Here is a 17,784-nt window from a genome sequence, read left to right on the forward strand (position 1 = left end):
TATGTTTTAGTTAATGAGGTAGCTTATTGATACGTTGTATTGAATGAAGTCAGCATCTTTCCCCGCATCAATCGATTCGCCCTTCAAACACTCTAAATCATCAATTGAGAAATACTCAAAATGCGCCAGTAAAGCATCACTTAGAACTGTTAGTGCTTTTTCTCCAGTATGGAGTCGATCAAAGCATTGAATCATGATATTCCCTGTACGACGAGTACAAGGTTTATCGGCAACACCTGAAGTAAAGCTCGGACCACCTTCTATCTTTAAACGACACCACAAGCCTTCCTTTGGTACTGTAAAGCCTGGTGCATTTGGATACTGAATTCTGTTCTGGGCAATACCAGTAAAGCTTTGCATACGATCGATAATGGCTTGCCTAGTCTGTTCTAATGTCATTGCCATCTTAACCACCGTACTTCTGAGAAATATAAGTAAACGTGGTCTTATAAATACCTTGCGGCGCTTGATCAGACCAACCATTTTCTAAGCGTTCAGCATATGGCTGGTTATTCTGTATATAGATCAAATTACCCAGCTTAAACTTAACAGCTTGAATCGCTGCATCTTGCACAGCATTTGTAGAAGGCTCTCGCACCCCATAATCACCAGATCCAATAGAAACAATGTGAGAAGCACGATAAGCACCAGTATCAACGGGACTTGAAACGACCAAAGACTGAACAGCATCCATTGTAATTTTCTTTACCTTTTCCTCTGCCGTTTTAGCCACATCAAAACTAAATTCAGTTGGTTTTTTCCCCTTCCATCCCATCATTTACCTCACTTTCTTCATACATTTCAAAAAGGTCTTGAGCGATCGCTTGAATCGAATATGCTTCAAACTCTACGCTTGGCTCGCGCTCACCCATTCGCCGTTTTACTATTTGCCAAATATGAACAGCCTCGTGTAAAAGCAATCCATAAACTTGTATTTGGTCCTTATCCGCTGTATCTCCAATTTGGACAATTGCATATGCGCCATCTGAATAAGAACTAACCTGAGCATCCGCCCCCATATCTAAAAATTGATCAGCTTTGCCCATATCTTCAAATAACAAATCCATATGTATTTGATTTCGAGCAAGTGCATATTTGACATGTTGAAAAGGCGAGATATGCCATAAAGGAATGTAATCTGTACTTATCATCTAAACTCCAAAATTTCGCCCATTAAAAAACCCACCGATGTGGGTTTTAATTTATGCAACTGAGCACTTTTCTAGTTCTAAAGACCAATCATCTCCAAACCTTCGATTAAGATAATTCTTAATTTCTTCTTCGTATTTTGGAAATGAAGTCTCAGTAACTACCACAGCATTTCGACCACCTGTTACCCCATAGCGGTCAAAGCCATTTTCAGCATCTCTGGAAGTTGTATTATTTGAAAGATAAACTTTTGCCTTGCCATCTTTAATTAGATTAGATCTACCTCGAACATTTGGGCATTTCTTTTCTGGGATTTCAATGACGATTACATATGCTTGAGTTGCCATAATTTAATTAAACCTTCTCAATTATGAAATCAACACCAGTCGTCATACCGCCACTAAAACTATGCGCAGTTAACTCAGCAGACTCTTCGTCATCAATTTGACCAATTTCTACAGCTTTTTCTTTTGAATCTGTAGTGGTGAGCCAACCCTCATTGTCTGGAATTAAATATTTATCAGAATCGGTTAATTTAACGATATACCCCATAATTTCCCCAAGAAAATATTTTAAAAATAGGTATATAGCTTAAATTAACTAAATTAATCAATAAAAATTTAAACCTTCCTCAACTGACATTTCCAAATAGTTGCAGCTGGATCCTGTTTAATATGAATTACCCGGAATGAGCCTAAGTCCGTAATCCACTCATCATCAATTTTCGGGGCCATATTCACTTCATTTTGCAGCAAGGTGGCTTTCTTATCTGTAGCCAGCACTCCAAGCGTTTGTATTTCATATTGACTATATGAGCCAAACAGAACACCACGGCCAGAATAATTTTCTTTAACCTCTACATGAGTTTCAGTCTTAGGATCCCAATTTGTTATTGATATCCGTTCACACGTAAAGGTATGAACGGTGTCAGCCAAATCTTCATTAAATGCTTCAGCAATTTCCGCCTGTAGCTCATCTCTTAAGCCCATTATTTATGCCCTGTATAGTGGAATGCCGAAGCCATTAAAACTTGCATTAGGATCTTTCAAATCAAGCGAATCAATATAATCAATTGCTATCTGTTCAAAGCTAGAAATAGCCTCAGAACCTTCTTGAAATTCTTTTTCAGATTCGACTGAATCAGCTTTAACTTTCTTTCGTTTAAGCAGCTGCTCTTTGCCGTTATAAATTACTTTGGCCAGAATGCCTTTAATGATTTCACAAGCAGCATCTATAAGAAGTGAATCTATAGGATCCGGCACAAATCCAATTCGTTTTTTCATCCAAACATTTGCAAGTTGAACCAGACGAGCTTTATCACTGTCTGGTGCAAAATCGCTGCCCAAAATTGAATTTGCGTCATCTACAGTAATAAAGCTCATTGCATTATTCCTTCGGGATTAATTTAAGAAGTTCTGCTTTTGAAGCAGATGGTTTATAGCCAATGTTTTTACTAGCTAAATATTCTTTTATTTGATCATTAGACCAACTTTCAAAATCATTTGCCGACGTTTCTGTTGCTTGGTTTTGTGCCGCTTTTCCAGCTTCCAATTCATCAATACGCGCTTGCATAGCGGCAATATCATTTTTGAAAGCATCAAATTCTGCTTGAATGCTAACTACCTTTCCTTCAGCCGCTTTAGTAGCATTGTCAGCTTGGAGTACAGCATCTTTTAAACGTGAGTTTTCAGAAATTAGTTCTGAACTATCACCACTTGCCTGTTCCAAGATTTCGATTTTCTGTTTAAGTTGCCCGTTTTCCTCAACAACCTTTTCACACTCAGCTTTTGTATTATCAATTACCTCTTGCAACTCAGGGGTAATTCCCACTGCGACATTTACTGTAGCCAAAGTCGTTTTTGCAGGCTCTTCCAGTTTGCGAACTTCAACTGGAATACCCAAAGATTCATAATCATTCTGGATTTTTGGATAGTCACCATAAATGATTACTTCTTCAGCACTACGATTTGGATTTTCATAATAGTCAGGATTCGCAATAGTCCCAACTTCTAAAGCTGCTACTGCAGCAATACGTGTATAGATTAACTTCATGACACTTTTCTCTTAATAATAAAAAAGAGGGCTTAATAGCCCTCTGATAAATGAGATTTTTAAGAATTAACCGCTAGTTGCACCTGACAAATCAAGCAATGTACCAGCGGTCATTTTGTTGCTGGTTGCGTGTTTCTTCCAGTTAGCACTTGACCCAAGTAAAGTAAGATCTGGATTCTCACCTTTTGTTGTATCCCAGCTATAACCAAGAATGTCTAGGTTAAATGTACCTTCAGCACGCATACCAATAGCAAAGTTTTCTTCATCATTGATGTCGTATGCTCGGAAGCCTGGTACTTGTGACTCAGTTACAGTCACAGCACCATACTGCAAGCCAAATGCATCGTTATCGCCTACAGCGTCAGTAACAAGTACAGGTTTACCTAAAGTACCTGGTAAACCGCCATAAATAACGATTTCAGATTCACCATAAATCTGCTTGGTGATTGCATCATCTACGATATCGAAATAGGTATCTGAGTTCATTACCCACAAACCGATACGCCCAAACTTGTCACCAAATTTACGCATCCCACGTGTTAATGCTTTTCGACCGTCTACTGCAATACTTCCTTTTGCGACCATATCAGAATTGCTTGTAATCGCAGCTTTTAATGAAGCCAAGCTGTACTGTAAACGCCCTGCAACTAAAGCATCGGCCAGATCATAACCAAGAATCATTGCGAACTCTTCAGGTGTACGAGCACGGCGCTTAAAAGCTTCTTCAGTAGATGCATAAGGACCGTATTTAAACGGAATTTTTACACCGACAGATTCTCCAGCGGCAATTTTTTCATGGTTAACTTTAGCGTTTGAGTTCACATCACGGTGCTTGATGCTGCCACCAACACGATAAAATGATTCTTTATTAAAATCGCCTTCAATGATTTCATTTTTATAAAGAATCGCTCCAGCTGATGCCTCGTTAAAGACATTCAAATTGTCTTGCAAACGCTCTAAATAAGCAGTTTGTGCCAATTGGTTGTAGATGATCATGTCTGAATTAACTGTTGTAGTCATAACGACTTATCTCCAAATATTTAATGATTAGTTCGGTAGTTTTAGGAAGGATTCTTGGCCATGTTCTTTGATGTAATCAGCTCTTTGAGATACTGACATCTCACTACGCTTCATACCTGCAGGTGCTCCACCTTTGCCCCCGCTTTGGAAACCACCGCCATTTCCTTTACCACCTTTAAGGATTAAGTCTTTATGTTGGTATCCACCAACCAAGGACTCTAAAGCTTCATCAACATTTGCAAGTTCACCAGGTCGGACACGGGAATAAATCTTTTCGCCTTTTTGGTCGTAGGCAACCACTTTGCCTTCTTCGATTTTGAAGTGCTGGCCAAAGGTTGCTTGAACCATATCAACTGGAACTGCAATGTTGTCTTGAATGTACTTAGAACGAGCAAAACCACCGCCAATAAGCTCACCATGCAATTGAGCTTCTAGAGCATCACGTTGTTGAACGATTGGAGCATATTTGTCTTCAACAGCTTTAATAGCTTCAGCTTTGACTTTCTCAACTTCACCAGCATCCACCAGCTTTTTATCATCAAGATTTTGCATCGTCTGAATAGCTTTCTTAGCTGCTGCAGGATCATCGATTCCTTCAAAAGCTTTGAGGGCTTTTTCTGCCGCTTCTTTCGCTTCACGGTTCGTTTTTGCTTCATTGTTTAAACGTGCAATAGTTGCTACAGAGTGAGCGGCATCATGTGGCATCTCTTTACCATCATCATGAATATAGATAGGTTTATCACCTTCTACTTCCGCATATACCTTACCGTCGATCGTTACTGTTTTAAGTTTCATTGGTCATCCAACCTATATTTTCAAAATGGGCATCCACCCGGGTTCGCCGTCTGCATCCACTTTCGGCAGGCAATAAAAAAGCGCCCCTAAGGACGCTTTATTTCAATTAAATAATTTACAAGTTCGAAGCAAATAAACGGTAGCCTTCAAGTTCCCATAATTTGTTTTCTGCAATTTCAAGAACCTCTTCAGTGGAATATTTAATTCCTAGTTCTTCATTAAAATTTTCAGGATTAACTGATTTTGAGATTGCAGTCCCTAAATGAAATTTTCCATCAAGCCATGCTATAGCCATAACGTGAGGTGTAGGTTCATTGCATGTAGTTGTATGAACTTCAACACGCTCAAGCAAAACATCAATTTCAGCTGCGGTTACATGGGGCGCAACTGTTTTTTCAGCTTTTCCAGCTAATTCTTGCTCTGTTGTTTTTCCGCACATTTTAGACATTTTTGTACTCACAAAAAAACACCCGAAGGTGCTATGGTTAAAGTATATTGATTACTTTGCTTTCCAAAGCTCTTGTTTACATACTGGACAGGTCACAACTAAGCAGATTTCATTCCTATCATTCACTATGCGTGCTTCTTTTTCGTAAAACTCAAGTTCAGACTTGCAATGATTGCAGGTAATGTTGTGAATTTTATCCGCTGGCAATTCACCACGCTTCAGTACTTTCACAGTCCTAACTCCTTAAATGCCTGTTCATCCAACTTACGAAGTTGGTCCAATGTGTAAAGTCGCCCTTCAGGGTCAAAGAACTTTTCAAAATCAAATTTCCCATCTTTATAGAGCTTAAAGCGCTTTGGCCCCAACCATTCTTTTTGAAAGAAATCGTCAGTCTTGCCGAAGAACTCTTTAAATGTGGTGTTTGCGTCCAGTTGCCCGATTAACTGACTGCGCTCATCTTTAGGGATGTCTTTCACTGGTCGTTCGTCCATGACAAACGGACGCTCTCCAGCAAGGCGACCATCTTTATCAACTGGTACCAAAATGCTTCGGCAATGTGGATGTAACGGCGGTACACGTTTAGATGGGTCGTTAATTTCCCATATTGTTCCATCCAATGACGCACATAGCTTTGAGGTCCTACCATCCAAGACACTAACAAATCGAACATATTCAAAGCCAATTTTCTTATAGCTGTCTAGATAGGCTTGATTAGCCACATGGCTTCGTATAGTTCGAACAGTCCGGTCAATATCAGATTTAGTGCTGTTTAAAAGACCATCTTCGAAATTAAGGCGTTTGGTGCCGCGAATACGCTGAATAATTTCTTGGTTTGTTTTACCTGTGCTGATTCCATCACGAATCGCGTATTCAACTTTCTGGCGAGCACTTTCTGCAATTCTTGATAAAAGATCATCAACTAAAGCACCACCAGCCAAGGGAACTTTTTTTGCTACTGAAAACAGTTTTTCACCATCAGGCTTACTAATCTTTGCGCCGTATAACTTTGCTATGTAGTTAGCTTCATATACGGCCATCGCTGTAGCTGAAATGGCGAATGCTTCAGGTAAGCTTGTATTAACACTACTAAACCATTGGGAAATTAAATCTCTTATTTCCTTAAGGTTTGAAGTTGTATATTTCCCTCCAGCTAAAGCAATCTTTTCTGAATCACTAAGTTCATCCAATAAATCACGAAGCTTTGAAAGCATTGCATTCGTATCATCATTGAATAAACCTAATAATTCATATACTGATTGCGAAGAAGTACGATAAAGATAAGCCTGGTGTTGAGTGAGTACCTCCAAAAGATTTTTATTATCTTTAGCCATATCACCCTACCTATAGATTCACTGTTCCGTCTTTTTCGCCTTCGATGTTGTCCAGCTCTTCTTTATACTTTTGTTTTGGGAACATTCCAGTCTGGTTATATTCCCACCAAGATTTAAATGAAGAACGGCCTTGTAAAGCTGACTCATACAATTGACGAGCTAGTTCAGCTTGATAACCTTGTTTATTGAATTCCTGACTAATTTCGAACATCAGTCCGTCTTTAGTTAAAACATCCACATTTGGTATTACAAACTTGGCAGCCCATCGTAATGCAGCTGATAGCGCTTCATTCGTATTCACGACACATAATGAAAGGACTGAATGCTGCACGGCATCATCGCTATTTGATTCAGTAGCAGTCTTTTTCCCTGCTGAACCCTTTTCAATTAAACGCGCCCCCATCTCCTTCATCTGTTCCCATTTATCTTTTGCAGCTTCTCGGGCAAGAGTATTAGGACTTGCTTGTACTATCCCTAATCCACCATTTTCTGGTAAGGGTACAAGTACTTTTGCACCGATATAAATGCCACGTTTTTTGGCTTGGTCGAACCATTCCCAAGTAACGCCCTTCGCAAAGTATTGAGGTTGGCCCATATAAAAAACGGACTCTTGAAAGTCCGCACTGTCTCTATAATGAGCTAAGTTGAGGTTAGCCAAAGGGAGTAATGGTGGTTTTTTAATCTCTTCGGAGTTATCGAAAGCTCCGACAAAGGTGAATGGAATATATGACCAGAAATCTCCGTTATAATCCGTTGGGAACTTCTTCTCACCTTCAACCCAAGTACCTTTATCTCCTTTTTTATAAACCTGTACTGAATAGATATAATTTTCTTCTCTATCTGGCTCTAAACGAAGTACTCGGTACTGCTCTATCTCTGTTTTACTAAAGCCATCAGCTCCACGCACTGAAATAAACTCACGGATGACCACTAAGCAAAGCTTTTTTTGGTTATCAATGATCATTGAATCCCAATTAATCACATCAATGGCATTCAATAAATGAATCATCGGGAAAGCTTTTTGCTTTTTATACTCTGCAAGGTTTTGGGATGGTTTAACGTCTGGATAATCAACATATAGACCGAATCTATAATGCTTTAATAAGTGACGTATTCCAGTTTGAGCCAATTGATAGGAACTTAATCCTGCGCCGTTTGCATTACGTTCTAAATGGGCAAGTTCAGGAGGAAACTTAAAGCTTGGATCTGTGGCAAATGCTGCACCAACTAAGCTATTTGAAGTTGTACCTGTAACTTCATAAAACACAGCACGCATCAAATATGCTAAGTAAGCACTCTTGTTTGCTGGTGTTTTATCATGGGCATTAGGTTTCGGTAGGTACTTTTCGCCTTTAGCTTTAACAGCATCTTCGCCTTCACAAACATCATCCATTTTTTGCCAGTATGGCAAGTTTTTAACATACTCAGGATGTTTAAAAGTTACGTCACTCATCGAGCAAATCCCATATCAGCAAAGAAGACTTCAAAGCCTTCATGTAATTCATTAAAAGCATCAGAACCACCATCAACCTGGTCGTCATTTGTCCCGTTAGGGAAATTTCGAAGCTCTTCAATAAAGGCCTTATTCCAATCACCTTTAAGCATTCGCACATTTCCCACGTTAACTTGAGCTGCAAATGGTTGCGCTCTTGTCAATTTGTCGCCTGAAACTGGCTTAGCAATCACGCTATAACCTGCTAGAAGTTTCACAAAAGCACTAGCCTGTGATTTACCAGCTTGACCAGGGTCCTGAGGTATACGAACAGTGACATTTTTACCGTCTAGCTCAGTAGTTTGCTTTAACCGCTTATTAACATTGTCTGGACCAAGCTGCCCTCTCGTTACATCAACAATATATGTATAGCCATCTGCGCCTAAAGCCTCCCTTACACCTGCTGTAAAGTCACCTTCATTCTCAGTTGCACCAAAGTCCCACGCTCGCACCTGCTTCACTACATCCGCTGGCAAAGCATCTACAATTTCAATATTGTCAGGCTTAAAAAAACCGCCTGCTGGCGGTGATGGCATTTGACGGTATTGACCAGCAAATACATATGGAGCGGCTTGCTCCATTTGTTTCAACTTTTGAATATTATGTTTTGCAGGCCATAAAGCAGATCCATCTTCTTGAATAGCTGAAAGACAAAGATGTTCCCAAACTTCACCGTTACCACCAGCCACAGGAATGCCGTCTTTTCTATCGCCTAGCAACCATCCAGCCAAATCATCTTCATGAAGGCGCTGCATAATGACAATAATCGGTGTATCTGGTGAGTTAGTACGTGACTCGAGTGTGTTCTGGAACCAGTCAATCACACCTTCACGAATAGTTTTAGAGGATGCTTCATGTGCTTTGTGTGGGTCATCAATAATGATGCAACCACCGAAGTCGTCTCTTAGTTTTCCAGCTCCGAAACCTGTAATAGTACCGCCTGTACCAGTCGCATAGCAGACACCGCCTTCAGATGTGCGCCAGAAGTCTTTTGCCTTACTGTCATCTCTCAAAGCAAAGTTAGGAAAGACTTTCTTATAGGCTTCCTCTTGAACAAGGCCCCTAATTTGAAATGCATTATTAGCTGCCAGCATTGCCGAATAACTAATATGAATAAATTCAGAATCGGGCTTTTTACCGTAACACCATGCCATAAAATTAATTACGACAATTTCAGTTTTAGAATAACGAGGCGGCAAATTAATAACTAACCGCTTTGTTTCTCCGCGATAGACTTTCATTAAAGCCTCACAGAGTTCTAAATGGTGCCAGTTATGCATCCATTTATAACCACGGCGCTCCTTAAACATGTACCTTGTGAAGAAATATAAATCTTCTTGCGCCTCGATCTTAATGGCTTTATCCCGAGCCGCATCAGTACTCATCTAGGACCTCCCTCCGCGCTTTTAAATACTCTTCCATTGGAACTGGCACATCTGAATTAACAGTTTGAACTGGTCCGCCGTCTTTGCCTGTTATTTCTTGGCGGTTGGTAAATTGTCCACCCATTTCCTTTGCAGCTTGTTCAGCCCACTTAGGAATCAAAACTGGATTGTCAGGATGTTTTTCAACTAAGTCTTGAAGTAGCTGTAGACGATAACGTTTATTAGCAATAGGAATTGCTTCAAGTTCTAAATTGGCTATACGTCGATATTCAAAGAATTTATCTCTCAGTTCTTGACTTAAGTCGTATCCAGCTCTCTTTGTTGGATCATAACGTTCACATTGCTGTGGAGTTACTTCCAAACCAAATACTTCTTTAACTTGTTTTGCTGTATTAGTAGGTGTTTCGAACTCAGCAAGCACCCTAATAATGAATAGTTTTACCTTTTTATTAATGCGTGCCATTTCCACCATTCCATCAACGTACATCAACGTAGAATGGCAAAAAAATTTAAACCACTCTTAAATAACAAGTGCCACAAGCATAATGAATATCAGCTCGAGACATCTCAGGTCTTGTATTAGCAGCCTCAACCATTCTTTTAACATCTTCACTTGCGCCATATCGACGAACTACACCTGTGAATTCTTCAACATCATGACCTTGAATTGCTAACTTTGGCATGCCCGTCTCCATGTTATAGGCAGGTGTTCCGTACTGATCTTTCTTATGCGCAATGTGGTAAAGCTCATGCTCAACCAACGCACAAAAGTTCACGTCACTAGCAATCCGTGAATAAGAAGCATCAAAAGTAATTAGATATTCAGGAATAGAGTTAAACCACTGGATGTATTGCTCTTCTTGTCGTTCCTTCTTCCAGCCACCAGCATTGATCATTATTTTTTCTGTAGTACCAATAACCTGACGCCCTTGCTTTTTAAAACCAGATCTAGCCCACATCACAGTTATATCGGGATATCTAAATGATCGTAAATGCAGGTGGTCAGGGTTAAATAATTTAGATTTTGGATCTAGAAAAACCTTTCTTATCCATTCCCACATTTCTGGCGCCGGCACAAAATTAGGTGTACCCAATTCAAATATCCATTCCGGAGGCATTGGCCGAGTAGGAATATGAAAGCCAACTTTTTGATTCATAGCTGCTCCATAGTTATAAAAAAACCTGCGATAAGCAGGTTTAACTAAATATTTAATTTAAACGGGGTATTTCCCATCCCGAACATCATTCAAAATGATTAGTCCTTTAATACATTCTCTTAACTGATTTAGGAAATATGAGTTCACTTTTGCACCTTGAATATTTCCTTTGTCTGTTACTATTTCAATTCGAGTTTCATTTTTAGAGAATATTTTCATGAAATTATCTATAGAACCATATTTCTCGGGATTCGAGACATAATGTTCTGTTAATGTCATTACACAAAATGCTCTAATATCAGTTACTATTTCTAATTTTTCTAAATTAACCTCAAATAAATCTGTATTGATTATTAATAATTTCATTGTAACGGGATTTTCAATTTTTCCTTTTTTAGAAATTTTTATAGAAGACATTAATTAACTCGCAAATTTATCAAAAAATTAACCAATCTATTGTATTCAAAAAAATATTTCTGAATGGTTTACTTTCAAATTAGTGTTCATATGTAAAAATAGTAATAGTCTGAGCTATAAACCATTCCAAAAAAAACTGCTGCTTCCGCAATTAAATTCCTTTAAGAATCCTCTCCACGAAATCACTTAATTCATCTTCCGAGTCAAATCGAAGATTCAGATTATAGCCAGCACCACCCTCCTTCTCTTTGCCTTCAAAATATATGTGCAACCTTAAACCTGTATCATTTATTTTGATGTAATTGATTCGGTTAGTATTTATTAGAAACTCTTCATGTTGAATAAACATTATTTTTATCCTTGGAATAATTAAAAATAATATATATCAATTCACAATCTACACCAATAGAACAATATGACTTATAAAAAAATTAGTTATATAAATTTATCTTTTCTTTTAACTACAAACACAACTAACCCACTTGATAAAGTACGAACCATATCCCCAAAGAGCTGTTCCAAAAATCATGTAACATACTCCGAATATTTCATCTTTCTCAATTTCTCGAACTATTCTACGTTTTTCATCATCCGGGTCACTAGTAGCAAACACTCCACCTGAACGTGTAGCTAAAATATATTTACTTATCATATTTAAAGGTTGATTTTTACCATCTATCTTTTGTGTTAAGTGAAATATAGCTGTCATTTTTATATTTAAAAATAAACCAGCCACTGTAAACAAAGTACCCGATGAACTAAAAAAATTCTCTACTTGAAGGCACAGCTCTACCCATAAAGAAAAACACATAAATGAAATGCAAAATATCAAAGCATTATATCGATTAAAAAACATAAATCTTATTATGGATATAAGGATACTTCTTAACATAAAAACGCTCTAAATTCATTATCTTATAATTTTAAATCAAAAAATGATGAAATAGGGTAATTTTCTTGATCATTTAATCCTAATTTTCATAACATTACAGCATGTAAATTCTTTATTCTTTCTTTCAATCGAATCATAATTCGATCGATAGTTAATAGTTCATCTCGCGATAAGCCCGATCTTGATAAGTTTTGATTTTTTTAAGTTCTTCACAGCAGCAAACAAATGACTTTTTAGTCTGGACCTTGTAAGTCATAAACTCTCCAGAAATAAAAAGCCCCACTTGATCAACTAATCAAGTGGAGCTCAAATTCTACTTTTTAATTACTATTAAACAGCAGGAATCACTTTAATAAACGTTGGAATCACTTCATCGCTATTTTGGCAAACAAGAGTGAAGTTGAAATAAACGTCTTCTGTAAAAGCTGTAATTGTTTGGTTATAACGATGAATTTCAGTTAAACCATTAACTGAAGTAATAACATGCTCAATTTCTGTAGCAGAGACGTACTTCATTGAATACTTAACTGGCAAGGCTTGTGTATTGAACAACGTATCTAACAATGAAAAGAAATCATTGTTTGCATCATGTGTATTGTTATAGCCAATCTGTGAACCACCTAAATCGTAGCTATCGAATGTTGCTTGTAAACGAGCACCACTATGGAGATCACCTGTTGAACTTAAGAAGTTCTCCGCAATAACCTCAAGAGTTTCACCAATATTTGCTTTAACTGCTGCATGGTAACCGTACATGACCATTGGAGCCTCAGGAGTTCCAAAATTCAAAGGTTCACCTACTGGAGTTAAAACTCCATTTTCATATGTACAGTTATCTAAATGCCATGTAGAGGTTGGCTGATTTGGAAGACTTGTCACACCAATAACAGTAAAACCAGGTAATGCATTAATTGCTTCAACATTACTCAGCACTTGATCATAACTCGTGGTATCTGCAATCTTAACGATCACTGTGTGTCCAGCAGGCAAAGTTGTATCAGTTAAAGTTTCGATTGTTGCTTTTTTTGGAATAGTAACCATTAAGGTTTCCTCATAAAAAAAGCTCTATCACTATAAATTGATAGAGCTTGGGTGGTAGAAACTGGAAAATAAAAAGCCCCACCAATACTCGATATTTAGCGGGGCTTCCTGTGCCGTAACACGTCCGGCAAACGAAAAAACTAGTTTTTAGGTGCTCTAAGGATGTTTAGAACTTTCTCTGACATATCATGTAAGTCAGATCCAATAGGCAGCCAAAATTGATAATTAATGTTGTCGCGGTTGAAAATCTGTTTGTAGTACTCAGTTTTGAAAGATGGATCAATGTCAGAAGCCTTAAGTAATCTGCCTTCTTTCTCTATCTTTTGCCCATTTAATTCACCGCCAACGCAGATATTCATTTTATTTACCAGTTTTAATCAGACTGGACTATAGCACGAATGAAAACCGCCCGAAGACTGTCAATTTTAAGTCATTATTATATTGCATAAACATCAGTTTTAACTTCATCCCATAAATCAATGATCTGATCTCTACAATCTATGGGCTTCTTTCCATCAATTACGAAAAAAGTTTTGACAGTGCCATGAAAGCTAATTTGCAATTTTCGATAGTATTTTCTTTGCTGATCAAAAGCTTTTAACTTTTCACCGAAATCACAAATTTCACTTTTATGCATATCCTCAAAAGCCACTTGTTGACCACTCTTAGAGCCGCCAATGTAATAAGTCATCTCTACACCACTTGAAATGTTTAATATTTAAACACTTTAACAAGCAACTTTTAACTTTTCAATAAGTATTTATATTTCAAAAACTTATTCTCAATAGTGAATTATAATTGATTAAATTAACGCACAAAAAAAGCCCACCAAATGATGAGCTTTAATACTAGTGCTTTACTTACACTTCGAACACTATAGCACGAATATGCCACACCCCGTATTTACAGTCAAGAAGATTGATTTTCAACTACTACTGTTTTTATAAATTTATCAAATTGAAAATGCGGGTAACGTGATTTTATAAAAGCTAAACCGCATTTAATGTCCTGTTGGATTTGTGACCCATAAGTATTATTGCTCTTAGCAATATCACGAATCGACTCGCCCATTACATAGTGCCACCAGATTGCCCCAATCCATTCATGAACAATCTCATCCCCTATATCTTTAAGATCAAGAAGAAGTTTATGAATTGCACGTGCCTCATTATCGTTTAATTGACAGCATGTACCTTTACGGCGTGTACACAAGCGATCTTTAAAATTCTCATCCCCCATGTACATAGCCATTAAGTTTTCCTTTTGTTTTTGAGTGATGCGTTTAGTTGGCATCGTCTTAACTATTTTGACCATTGTTTCAGTATCGCCGTTAAGCCATGCCCCAAGCTGTCGGCACCATTCTTCAAAACTATATTTAGACCAATTGACCGCTTGTAAAATGTGTTGTTGCGCTGCCATATTCATAATCATCCCACCAATTGCTCAATTTTTTTTAATGCCAAACCTGACTTAACTTGCTCAGTACTGAACCGTAAAACCGTGTAACCCATCGCTGATGCTTCGTTGTATTTTTCCATGTCTCCTAAATAGCCTTTACCTCTAGTATGGCGGCCTCCGCTCCAGATGCCGCCTTCCACTTCAACCAAAATCTTTGTACCCGTTATTAAGAAATCAGCTCTCCACTTACGTGTTGGATGGAATTTGTATTCCTGTTCAAAACTGATCTTGTACGTTTTTAAGTGCTGTACAAGCGTTGCCTCGCCTTCACTCACAACTCGTTCTTTTTTTACTGAAGCACGGCGCTTAGGTTTGCTCCGTGGTTTTGCATAAAGACGTTTGTAATCGGCAAGGCTCATTGAACTCATTCTTCAAAGACCTCCATTCTTGCAAACCACCACAAAACCAGTGCTCCGCTAAGAGCTGCTGTAAAAAATGAAATGAGTAACCCCCATGCTAAAATTTCGAATTTATTCATACATTCGTCCCATCAATTAGCTGAAGTATATTTCTAGGGATTGGCATCCCTTCGCGGCGGCACATTTCCGCGTATTCATACGGATTGTCGAAAGGATCTGGTCCTAACTCTTGATTAAGCTCTGGCTCTTTTTCTTTTGCCTGAAGCTTTTGCACTGGCGCAGGTTTACGACCATTAATCTTTAAACGTTCCATCAATGATTGGAGATGTTTTTGCGCTTCGTCATTGCCCACAGGAACGTGTTTAGGTTCTTTGTGCTCAATTTCTAAAGGCGGAGCATAAAACTCTTGTTGACGGCCTTTTAACTGAGCTTGAGCAACCATTACGTTGTAAGTACCGAAGAAGTTATCTTGAGCAAGTCGCATTTGCCCGCCTTCGATCAAATACATAACCTCGTCTAATGCATATTTTGTAATTAGGGTAATAATCACCGTTCGATCAGTCGTAAACTTACATGCGCGCGACCAAGCTTCTTCTGGAGACATCCAACTTTCACCGATACACCAGGTGCGGAATTCAGCGAATGAAGGCATAAAACGTCCACCCGCTGTAAGCAATCGACCAAGTGCGTTGTTGAATTGATTTTGTTGAACACCTACAAGTGTTTTAAGAGCGATCTGTTCAACTACTGAAAGAGGAATTGCACTTTCACCAGCTACAGGAAATTGCTTATTGAACTGAGCAGCGTATACGGTGCGAAGAGATGCAATTAATTGACGCACTTCGTTCAAGGTAATCTCATGCATGACCTACCTCCTCACTCACTAAAAACTTTTTTGAAGGGGTTACATCCACGATTTGAGATTTGTTTTGTTCTTCAAAAAGATTTGCGAAGTAACCCGGTTCTTGTGGTTTTTGACCCGATGTAGAGATTTGCTGTTGCTTCTTGCGGTTAGCTGCAATCTGTCTCTCATTGTTTTGAACCCATGAAAACCACTTAACCAGCCAGATACTTGGTGTATTCAATGAGCTTAATTCGTTTGCAAAGTACCAGTCTCCAAAATTTTGAATCATGGTTCTTAAATCAACCTCAGCTACAGAAACAAATCTTTGTTGAGCAAATGAGATGAAATCATATTGAAACTCACTGTATTCAGAAATGAATTCACGCATTGAGTATCGCTTGTGATCATCGATCTGATACTGAGCAAATTGAATTGGAGTTAATTGCGAATTTTCTCCACGCGCATTACTACTACTATCAATAATTGGTTCTTGGTTTATGGTTACTGGTTTATGGTTATTGGTTGGTTGCACGTCCGTTTGTTCTTTGTTTAACGGGTTTTCAGCGATCGTTGAATTATCGTTAGACGATTGATCATCATTAGATGAACCACTGTTAGACGATCCTTTCTTTTTTGCTGCACGTTTTGCAGCAGACGCTTTACCAGCCTCACTCGCCTGTTTCTTTTTACCGTGGAATTCTGCAATTTCACGCTCACAACGATTATTACGATATACACTTTCTTCAAGAGTAAAAAACTCATCAAGAACGTATTTAAGAGCTTCTTTCTGGTCTTCAGTTGTACATTGCAAACGACGTGCTAGGCGATCAATGCTTGATGCATCAATCGCCTTTTCAGTGTCGTAATACATGTCTAATAAGTCGCGGTAAATCGCACGCTCAATTAAACTGAGGTGACGAGTCGCATTGTTAAAGTCACCAATATGGTGTTGGTAATAATTCATTCTGCACCACCTATTTGCACTTTTTCAGCATGTTCAGTAGCAACAAATAGATTTACTTCTTTGGCCTCCCTGTAACCTAGAAGCATTGCTGTTTGAGCTGTTGAGTCCTCTTCTTTGTACCTCTTGTTGCCTTCAAAAACTTTATCTGGATCCCAGTTATTAAATTGAGTTTGGTAATAAGCATTAATCTTATTTTTAACTTCAATATTTGGATTTAGATTCTTAACTTTTGAATAAACATTGCGAACCCAACCCATGCAGTAAGCATCTGCAAATTTTGTTTTGTTAGAACGCTTAAAACGAAACAGTTGAGTCTTGATGAAATCAGCTCGATTTTGTTTTAATTGTCTAAATAAGACTTCAAAGGCGTAAGCTGCTACTTCTGGAGCTGAACCTACACCGACAAAAACAAGATCTGCCTCCAACTCATCTCCGCCGCGAATGATTGACTCACAATCTAATGCTTGGCTTATAGTATTGTGTAATTGTAAAACCCAATCTGCAGGTTTCTTAACATTCAATTCAAAGAGATGTTCTTTTACATCAGCAGCTAAAATATGTTTTTCATTTAGGTTATGTTTTTGCATTAACACTTGCATTTGTTTAATCGCCAATGCTGCCTCATGCTCATTTGAACTTTTTGATAGTTCGAAACAACGCTTAATCTTTCTGAGGATCTGTTCATTCATTTTGAAGACTCCCCAATATTTAACTGAATATAAGTACTACCCAAGAAACGGATCTGACCAGCACGGCCAAGGCTTTTGATAATTTCCTCAGCTTGCATATAAGTCATACGATGTTGACGGACCAAAACGTCTTTGAAGTCATCACGCTTAACAGCCGCATTTTTCTTATCAGCCTTGATACGCTCTAAATTCACTTCACACTTTTTGATTAATGCTTTGAGAGTATTTAAAGCCGGGTCATACCAGCTCTGGATTATTTGCTGTTGATTTGATACATTAGTTTTCATATTC

At 38.2% G+C, this 17,784-nt stretch carries 29 protein-coding genes; all 29 read right to left on the bottom strand.

Going from position 1 to position 17,784, the window contains the following annotated elements; translation table 11 throughout:
- Positions 1 to 6: 6 nt before the first annotated feature.
- Positions 7 to 405: a hypothetical protein gene (locus ABFY81_RS05000; protein WP_347913210.1), complete on the bottom strand. Its 399-nt coding sequence runs from the start codon at positions 403 to 405 to the stop codon at positions 7 to 9.
- Position 406: 1 nt separating this feature from the next.
- Positions 407 to 775 carry an HK97 gp10 family phage protein gene (locus tag ABFY81_RS05005; protein WP_347913420.1) on the bottom strand — a complete coding sequence of 123 codons (369 nt, stop codon included), beginning with the start codon at positions 773 to 775 and terminating at the stop codon, positions 407 to 409.
- Positions 747 to 1,151 (bottom strand): hypothetical protein, encoded by a 405-nt coding sequence (locus ABFY81_RS05010; RefSeq protein ID WP_347913211.1) that lies wholly within the window; start codon positions 1,149 to 1,151, stop codon positions 747 to 749. Before ABFY81_RS05010 ends, ABFY81_RS05005 begins: the two co-directional genes overlap by 29 nt.
- 51 nt (positions 1,152 to 1,202) lie before the next feature.
- Complete coding sequence (locus ABFY81_RS05015; protein WP_347913212.1) at positions 1,203 to 1,496, bottom strand: hypothetical protein; 294 nt, start codon at positions 1,494 to 1,496, stop codon at positions 1,203 to 1,205.
- Between the two features lie 7 nt (positions 1,497 to 1,503).
- A complete protein-coding gene (locus tag ABFY81_RS05020; protein ID WP_347913213.1) occupies positions 1,504 to 1,701 on the bottom strand; it encodes a hypothetical protein in 198 nt (65 codons plus the stop codon).
- A gap of 68 nt (positions 1,702 to 1,769) precedes the next feature.
- Positions 1,770 to 2,138 carry a glutamate 5-kinase gene (locus ABFY81_RS05025; RefSeq protein ID WP_347913214.1) on the bottom strand — a complete coding sequence of 123 codons (369 nt, stop codon included), beginning with the start codon at positions 2,136 to 2,138 and terminating at the stop codon, positions 1,770 to 1,772.
- Positions 2,139 to 2,141: 3 nt separating this feature from the next.
- Positions 2,142 to 2,531 carry a hypothetical protein gene (locus ABFY81_RS05030; RefSeq protein WP_312824969.1) on the bottom strand — a complete coding sequence of 130 codons (390 nt, stop codon included), beginning with the start codon at positions 2,529 to 2,531 and terminating at the stop codon, positions 2,142 to 2,144.
- A gap of 4 nt (positions 2,532 to 2,535) precedes the next feature.
- Positions 2,536 to 3,201 (bottom strand): stress-responsive nuclear envelope protein, encoded by a 666-nt coding sequence (locus ABFY81_RS05035; RefSeq protein WP_347913215.1) that lies wholly within the window; start codon positions 3,199 to 3,201, stop codon positions 2,536 to 2,538.
- Positions 3,202 to 3,267: 66 nt separating this feature from the next.
- Positions 3,268 to 4,221 (bottom strand): major capsid protein, encoded by a 954-nt coding sequence (locus ABFY81_RS05040; RefSeq protein ID WP_347913216.1) that lies wholly within the window; start codon positions 4,219 to 4,221, stop codon positions 3,268 to 3,270.
- Between the two features lie 27 nt (positions 4,222 to 4,248).
- A complete protein-coding gene (locus ABFY81_RS05045) occupies positions 4,249 to 5,016 on the bottom strand; it encodes a DUF6651 domain-containing protein (RefSeq protein WP_347913217.1) in 768 nt (255 codons plus the stop codon).
- Positions 5,017 to 5,131: 115 nt separating this feature from the next.
- Complete coding sequence (locus ABFY81_RS05050; protein WP_347913421.1) at positions 5,132 to 5,455, bottom strand: Gp49 family protein; 324 nt, start codon at positions 5,453 to 5,455, stop codon at positions 5,132 to 5,134.
- Between the two features lie 236 nt (positions 5,456 to 5,691).
- Positions 5,692 to 6,795 (bottom strand): minor capsid protein, encoded by a 1,104-nt coding sequence (locus tag ABFY81_RS05055; RefSeq protein ID WP_347913218.1) that lies wholly within the window; start codon positions 6,793 to 6,795, stop codon positions 5,692 to 5,694.
- Between the two features lie 10 nt (positions 6,796 to 6,805).
- A complete protein-coding gene (locus ABFY81_RS05060) occupies positions 6,806 to 8,248 on the bottom strand; it encodes a DUF4055 domain-containing protein (protein WP_347913219.1) in 1,443 nt (480 codons plus the stop codon).
- A complete protein-coding gene (gene terL, locus ABFY81_RS05065; protein WP_347913220.1) occupies positions 8,245 to 9,672 on the bottom strand; it encodes a phage terminase large subunit in 1,428 nt (475 codons plus the stop codon). The genes ABFY81_RS05060 and terL overlap by 4 nt, the downstream gene beginning before the upstream one ends.
- Positions 9,662 to 10,135, bottom strand: a complete 474-nt coding sequence (locus ABFY81_RS05070; protein WP_347913221.1) for a DUF2280 domain-containing protein — start codon at positions 10,133 to 10,135, stop codon at positions 9,662 to 9,664. Before ABFY81_RS05070 ends, terL begins: the two co-directional genes overlap by 11 nt.
- Before the next feature lie 46 nt (positions 10,136 to 10,181).
- On the bottom strand, positions 10,182 to 10,829 hold the full coding sequence (locus ABFY81_RS05075; protein WP_347913222.1) for a putative metallopeptidase: 648 nt from the start codon (positions 10,827 to 10,829) through the stop codon (positions 10,182 to 10,184).
- Positions 10,830 to 10,886: 57 nt separating this feature from the next.
- A complete protein-coding gene (locus ABFY81_RS05080) occupies positions 10,887 to 11,246 on the bottom strand; it encodes a hypothetical protein (RefSeq protein WP_347913223.1) in 360 nt (119 codons plus the stop codon).
- A 151-nt stretch (positions 11,247 to 11,397) separates the two neighbouring features.
- Positions 11,398 to 11,595: a hypothetical protein gene (locus ABFY81_RS05085; protein WP_347913224.1), complete on the bottom strand. Its 198-nt coding sequence runs from the start codon at positions 11,593 to 11,595 to the stop codon at positions 11,398 to 11,400.
- A gap of 108 nt (positions 11,596 to 11,703) precedes the next feature.
- Positions 11,704 to 11,982, bottom strand: coding sequence for a hypothetical protein (locus ABFY81_RS05090; protein ID WP_347913225.1), 279 nt, complete (start codon positions 11,980 to 11,982; stop codon positions 11,704 to 11,706).
- A 486-nt stretch (positions 11,983 to 12,468) separates the two neighbouring features.
- The gene (locus ABFY81_RS05095; RefSeq protein WP_347913226.1) at positions 12,469 to 13,179 is read right to left on the bottom strand and encodes a hypothetical protein; all 711 of its coding nucleotides are present in this window, start codon (positions 13,177 to 13,179) and stop codon (positions 12,469 to 12,471) included.
- A gap of 140 nt (positions 13,180 to 13,319) precedes the next feature.
- A complete protein-coding gene (locus ABFY81_RS05100; protein ID WP_347913227.1) occupies positions 13,320 to 13,538 on the bottom strand; it encodes a hypothetical protein in 219 nt (72 codons plus the stop codon).
- A gap of 77 nt (positions 13,539 to 13,615) precedes the next feature.
- Positions 13,616 to 13,870, bottom strand: coding sequence for a hypothetical protein (locus ABFY81_RS05105; RefSeq protein WP_347913228.1), 255 nt, complete (start codon positions 13,868 to 13,870; stop codon positions 13,616 to 13,618).
- 218 nt (positions 13,871 to 14,088) lie between these two features.
- The gene (locus tag ABFY81_RS05110; RefSeq protein WP_347913229.1) at positions 14,089 to 14,610 is read right to left on the bottom strand and encodes a hypothetical protein; all 522 of its coding nucleotides are present in this window, start codon (positions 14,608 to 14,610) and stop codon (positions 14,089 to 14,091) included.
- On the bottom strand, positions 14,607 to 15,005 hold the full coding sequence (locus tag ABFY81_RS05115; protein ID WP_347913230.1) for a DUF559 domain-containing protein: 399 nt from the start codon (positions 15,003 to 15,005) through the stop codon (positions 14,607 to 14,609). Before ABFY81_RS05115 ends, ABFY81_RS05110 begins: the two co-directional genes overlap by 4 nt.
- Positions 15,002 to 15,115: a putative phage replication protein gene (locus ABFY81_RS05120; RefSeq protein ID WP_347913231.1), complete on the bottom strand. Its 114-nt coding sequence runs from the start codon at positions 15,113 to 15,115 to the stop codon at positions 15,002 to 15,004. The genes ABFY81_RS05115 and ABFY81_RS05120 overlap by 4 nt, the downstream gene beginning before the upstream one ends.
- A complete protein-coding gene (locus ABFY81_RS05125; RefSeq protein ID WP_347913232.1) occupies positions 15,112 to 15,861 on the bottom strand; it encodes a hypothetical protein in 750 nt (249 codons plus the stop codon). The genes ABFY81_RS05120 and ABFY81_RS05125 overlap by 4 nt, the downstream gene beginning before the upstream one ends.
- Positions 15,854 to 16,804 carry a YdaU family protein gene (locus tag ABFY81_RS05130; protein WP_347913233.1) on the bottom strand — a complete coding sequence of 317 codons (951 nt, stop codon included), beginning with the start codon at positions 16,802 to 16,804 and terminating at the stop codon, positions 15,854 to 15,856. Before ABFY81_RS05130 ends, ABFY81_RS05125 begins: the two co-directional genes overlap by 8 nt.
- Positions 16,801 to 17,493 carry a DUF2786 domain-containing protein gene (locus ABFY81_RS05135; RefSeq protein ID WP_347913234.1) on the bottom strand — a complete coding sequence of 231 codons (693 nt, stop codon included), beginning with the start codon at positions 17,491 to 17,493 and terminating at the stop codon, positions 16,801 to 16,803. The genes ABFY81_RS05130 and ABFY81_RS05135 overlap by 4 nt, the downstream gene beginning before the upstream one ends.
- Entirely contained in the window at positions 17,490 to 17,780 is a 291-nt protein-coding gene (locus ABFY81_RS05140) for a hypothetical protein (protein WP_347913235.1), read from the bottom strand. The genes ABFY81_RS05135 and ABFY81_RS05140 overlap by 4 nt, the downstream gene beginning before the upstream one ends.
- Positions 17,781 to 17,784 lie beyond the last annotated feature (4 nt).

This window comes from Acinetobacter sp. WA-87 (assembly GCF_039938935.1).
Lineage (GTDB): Bacteria > Pseudomonadota > Gammaproteobacteria > Pseudomonadales > Moraxellaceae > Acinetobacter > Acinetobacter seifertii.

Excerpts from the sequence above, each read along its gene's own strand:
- ABFY81_RS05110 (WP_347913229.1), bottom strand. The coding sequence starts at position 14,610 with ATGATTATGAATATGGCAGCGCAACAACACATTTTACAAGCGGTCAAT.
- ABFY81_RS05140 (WP_347913235.1), bottom strand. The coding sequence starts at position 17,780 with ATGAAAACTAATGTATCAAATCAACAGCAAATAATCCAGAGCTGGTAT.
- ABFY81_RS05080 (WP_347913223.1), bottom strand. The coding sequence starts at position 11,246 with ATGTCTTCTATAAAAATTTCTAAAAAAGGAAAAATTGAAAATCCCGTT.
- ABFY81_RS05020 (WP_347913213.1), bottom strand. The coding sequence starts at position 1,701 with ATGGGGTATATCGTTAAATTAACCGATTCTGATAAATATTTAATTCCA.
- ABFY81_RS05035 (WP_347913215.1), bottom strand. The coding sequence starts at position 3,201 with ATGAAGTTAATCTATACACGTATTGCTGCAGTAGCAGCTTTAGAAGTT.
- ABFY81_RS05130 (WP_347913233.1), bottom strand. The coding sequence starts at position 16,804 with ATGAATTATTACCAACACCATATTGGTGACTTTAACAATGCGACTCGT.
- ABFY81_RS05055 (WP_347913218.1), bottom strand. The coding sequence starts at position 6,795 with ATGGCTAAAGATAATAAAAATCTTTTGGAGGTACTCACTCAACACCAG.
- ABFY81_RS05100 (WP_347913227.1), bottom strand. The coding sequence starts at position 13,538 with ATGAATATCTGCGTTGGCGGTGAATTAAATGGGCAAAAGATAGAGAAA.
- ABFY81_RS05030 (WP_312824969.1), bottom strand. The coding sequence starts at position 2,531 with ATGAGCTTTATTACTGTAGATGACGCAAATTCAATTTTGGGCAGCGAT.
- ABFY81_RS05070 (WP_347913221.1), bottom strand. The coding sequence starts at position 10,135 with ATGGCACGCATTAATAAAAAGGTAAAACTATTCATTATTAGGGTGCTT.
- ABFY81_RS05040 (WP_347913216.1), bottom strand. The coding sequence starts at position 4,221 with ATGACTACAACAGTTAATTCAGACATGATCATCTACAACCAATTGGCA.
- ABFY81_RS05005 (WP_347913420.1), bottom strand. The coding sequence starts at position 775 with ATGGGATGGAAGGGGAAAAAACCAACTGAATTTAGTTTTGATGTGGCT.
- ABFY81_RS05125 (WP_347913232.1), bottom strand. The coding sequence starts at position 15,861 with ATGCATGAGATTACCTTGAACGAAGTGCGTCAATTAATTGCATCTCTT.
- ABFY81_RS05085 (WP_347913224.1), bottom strand. The coding sequence starts at position 11,595 with ATGTTTATTCAACATGAAGAGTTTCTAATAAATACTAACCGAATCAAT.
- ABFY81_RS05015 (WP_347913212.1), bottom strand. The coding sequence starts at position 1,496 with ATGGCAACTCAAGCATATGTAATCGTCATTGAAATCCCAGAAAAGAAA.
- ABFY81_RS05135 (WP_347913234.1), bottom strand. The coding sequence starts at position 17,493 with ATGAATGAACAGATCCTCAGAAAGATTAAGCGTTGTTTCGAACTATCA.
- ABFY81_RS05115 (WP_347913230.1), bottom strand. The coding sequence starts at position 15,005 with ATGAGTTCAATGAGCCTTGCCGATTACAAACGTCTTTATGCAAAACCA.
- ABFY81_RS05075 (WP_347913222.1), bottom strand. The coding sequence starts at position 10,829 with ATGAATCAAAAAGTTGGCTTTCATATTCCTACTCGGCCAATGCCTCCG.
- ABFY81_RS05095 (WP_347913226.1), bottom strand. The coding sequence starts at position 13,179 with ATGGTTACTATTCCAAAAAAAGCAACAATCGAAACTTTAACTGATACA.
- terL (WP_347913220.1), bottom strand. The coding sequence starts at position 9,672 with ATGAGTACTGATGCGGCTCGGGATAAAGCCATTAAGATCGAGGCGCAA.
- ABFY81_RS05050 (WP_347913421.1), bottom strand. The coding sequence starts at position 5,455 with ATGTGCGGAAAAACAACAGAGCAAGAATTAGCTGGAAAAGCTGAAAAA.
- ABFY81_RS05120 (WP_347913231.1), bottom strand. The coding sequence starts at position 15,115 with ATGAATAAATTCGAAATTTTAGCATGGGGGTTACTCATTTCATTTTTT.
- ABFY81_RS05045 (WP_347913217.1), bottom strand. The coding sequence starts at position 5,016 with ATGAAACTTAAAACAGTAACGATCGACGGTAAGGTATATGCGGAAGTA.
- ABFY81_RS05000 (WP_347913210.1), bottom strand. The coding sequence starts at position 405 with ATGGCAATGACATTAGAACAGACTAGGCAAGCCATTATCGATCGTATG.
- ABFY81_RS05010 (WP_347913211.1), bottom strand. The coding sequence starts at position 1,151 with ATGATAAGTACAGATTACATTCCTTTATGGCATATCTCGCCTTTTCAA.
- ABFY81_RS05060 (WP_347913219.1), bottom strand. The coding sequence starts at position 8,248 with ATGAGTGACGTAACTTTTAAACATCCTGAGTATGTTAAAAACTTGCCA.
- ABFY81_RS05105 (WP_347913228.1), bottom strand. The coding sequence starts at position 13,870 with ATGACTTATTACATTGGCGGCTCTAAGAGTGGTCAACAAGTGGCTTTT.
- ABFY81_RS05025 (WP_347913214.1), bottom strand. The coding sequence starts at position 2,138 with ATGGGCTTAAGAGATGAGCTACAGGCGGAAATTGCTGAAGCATTTAAT.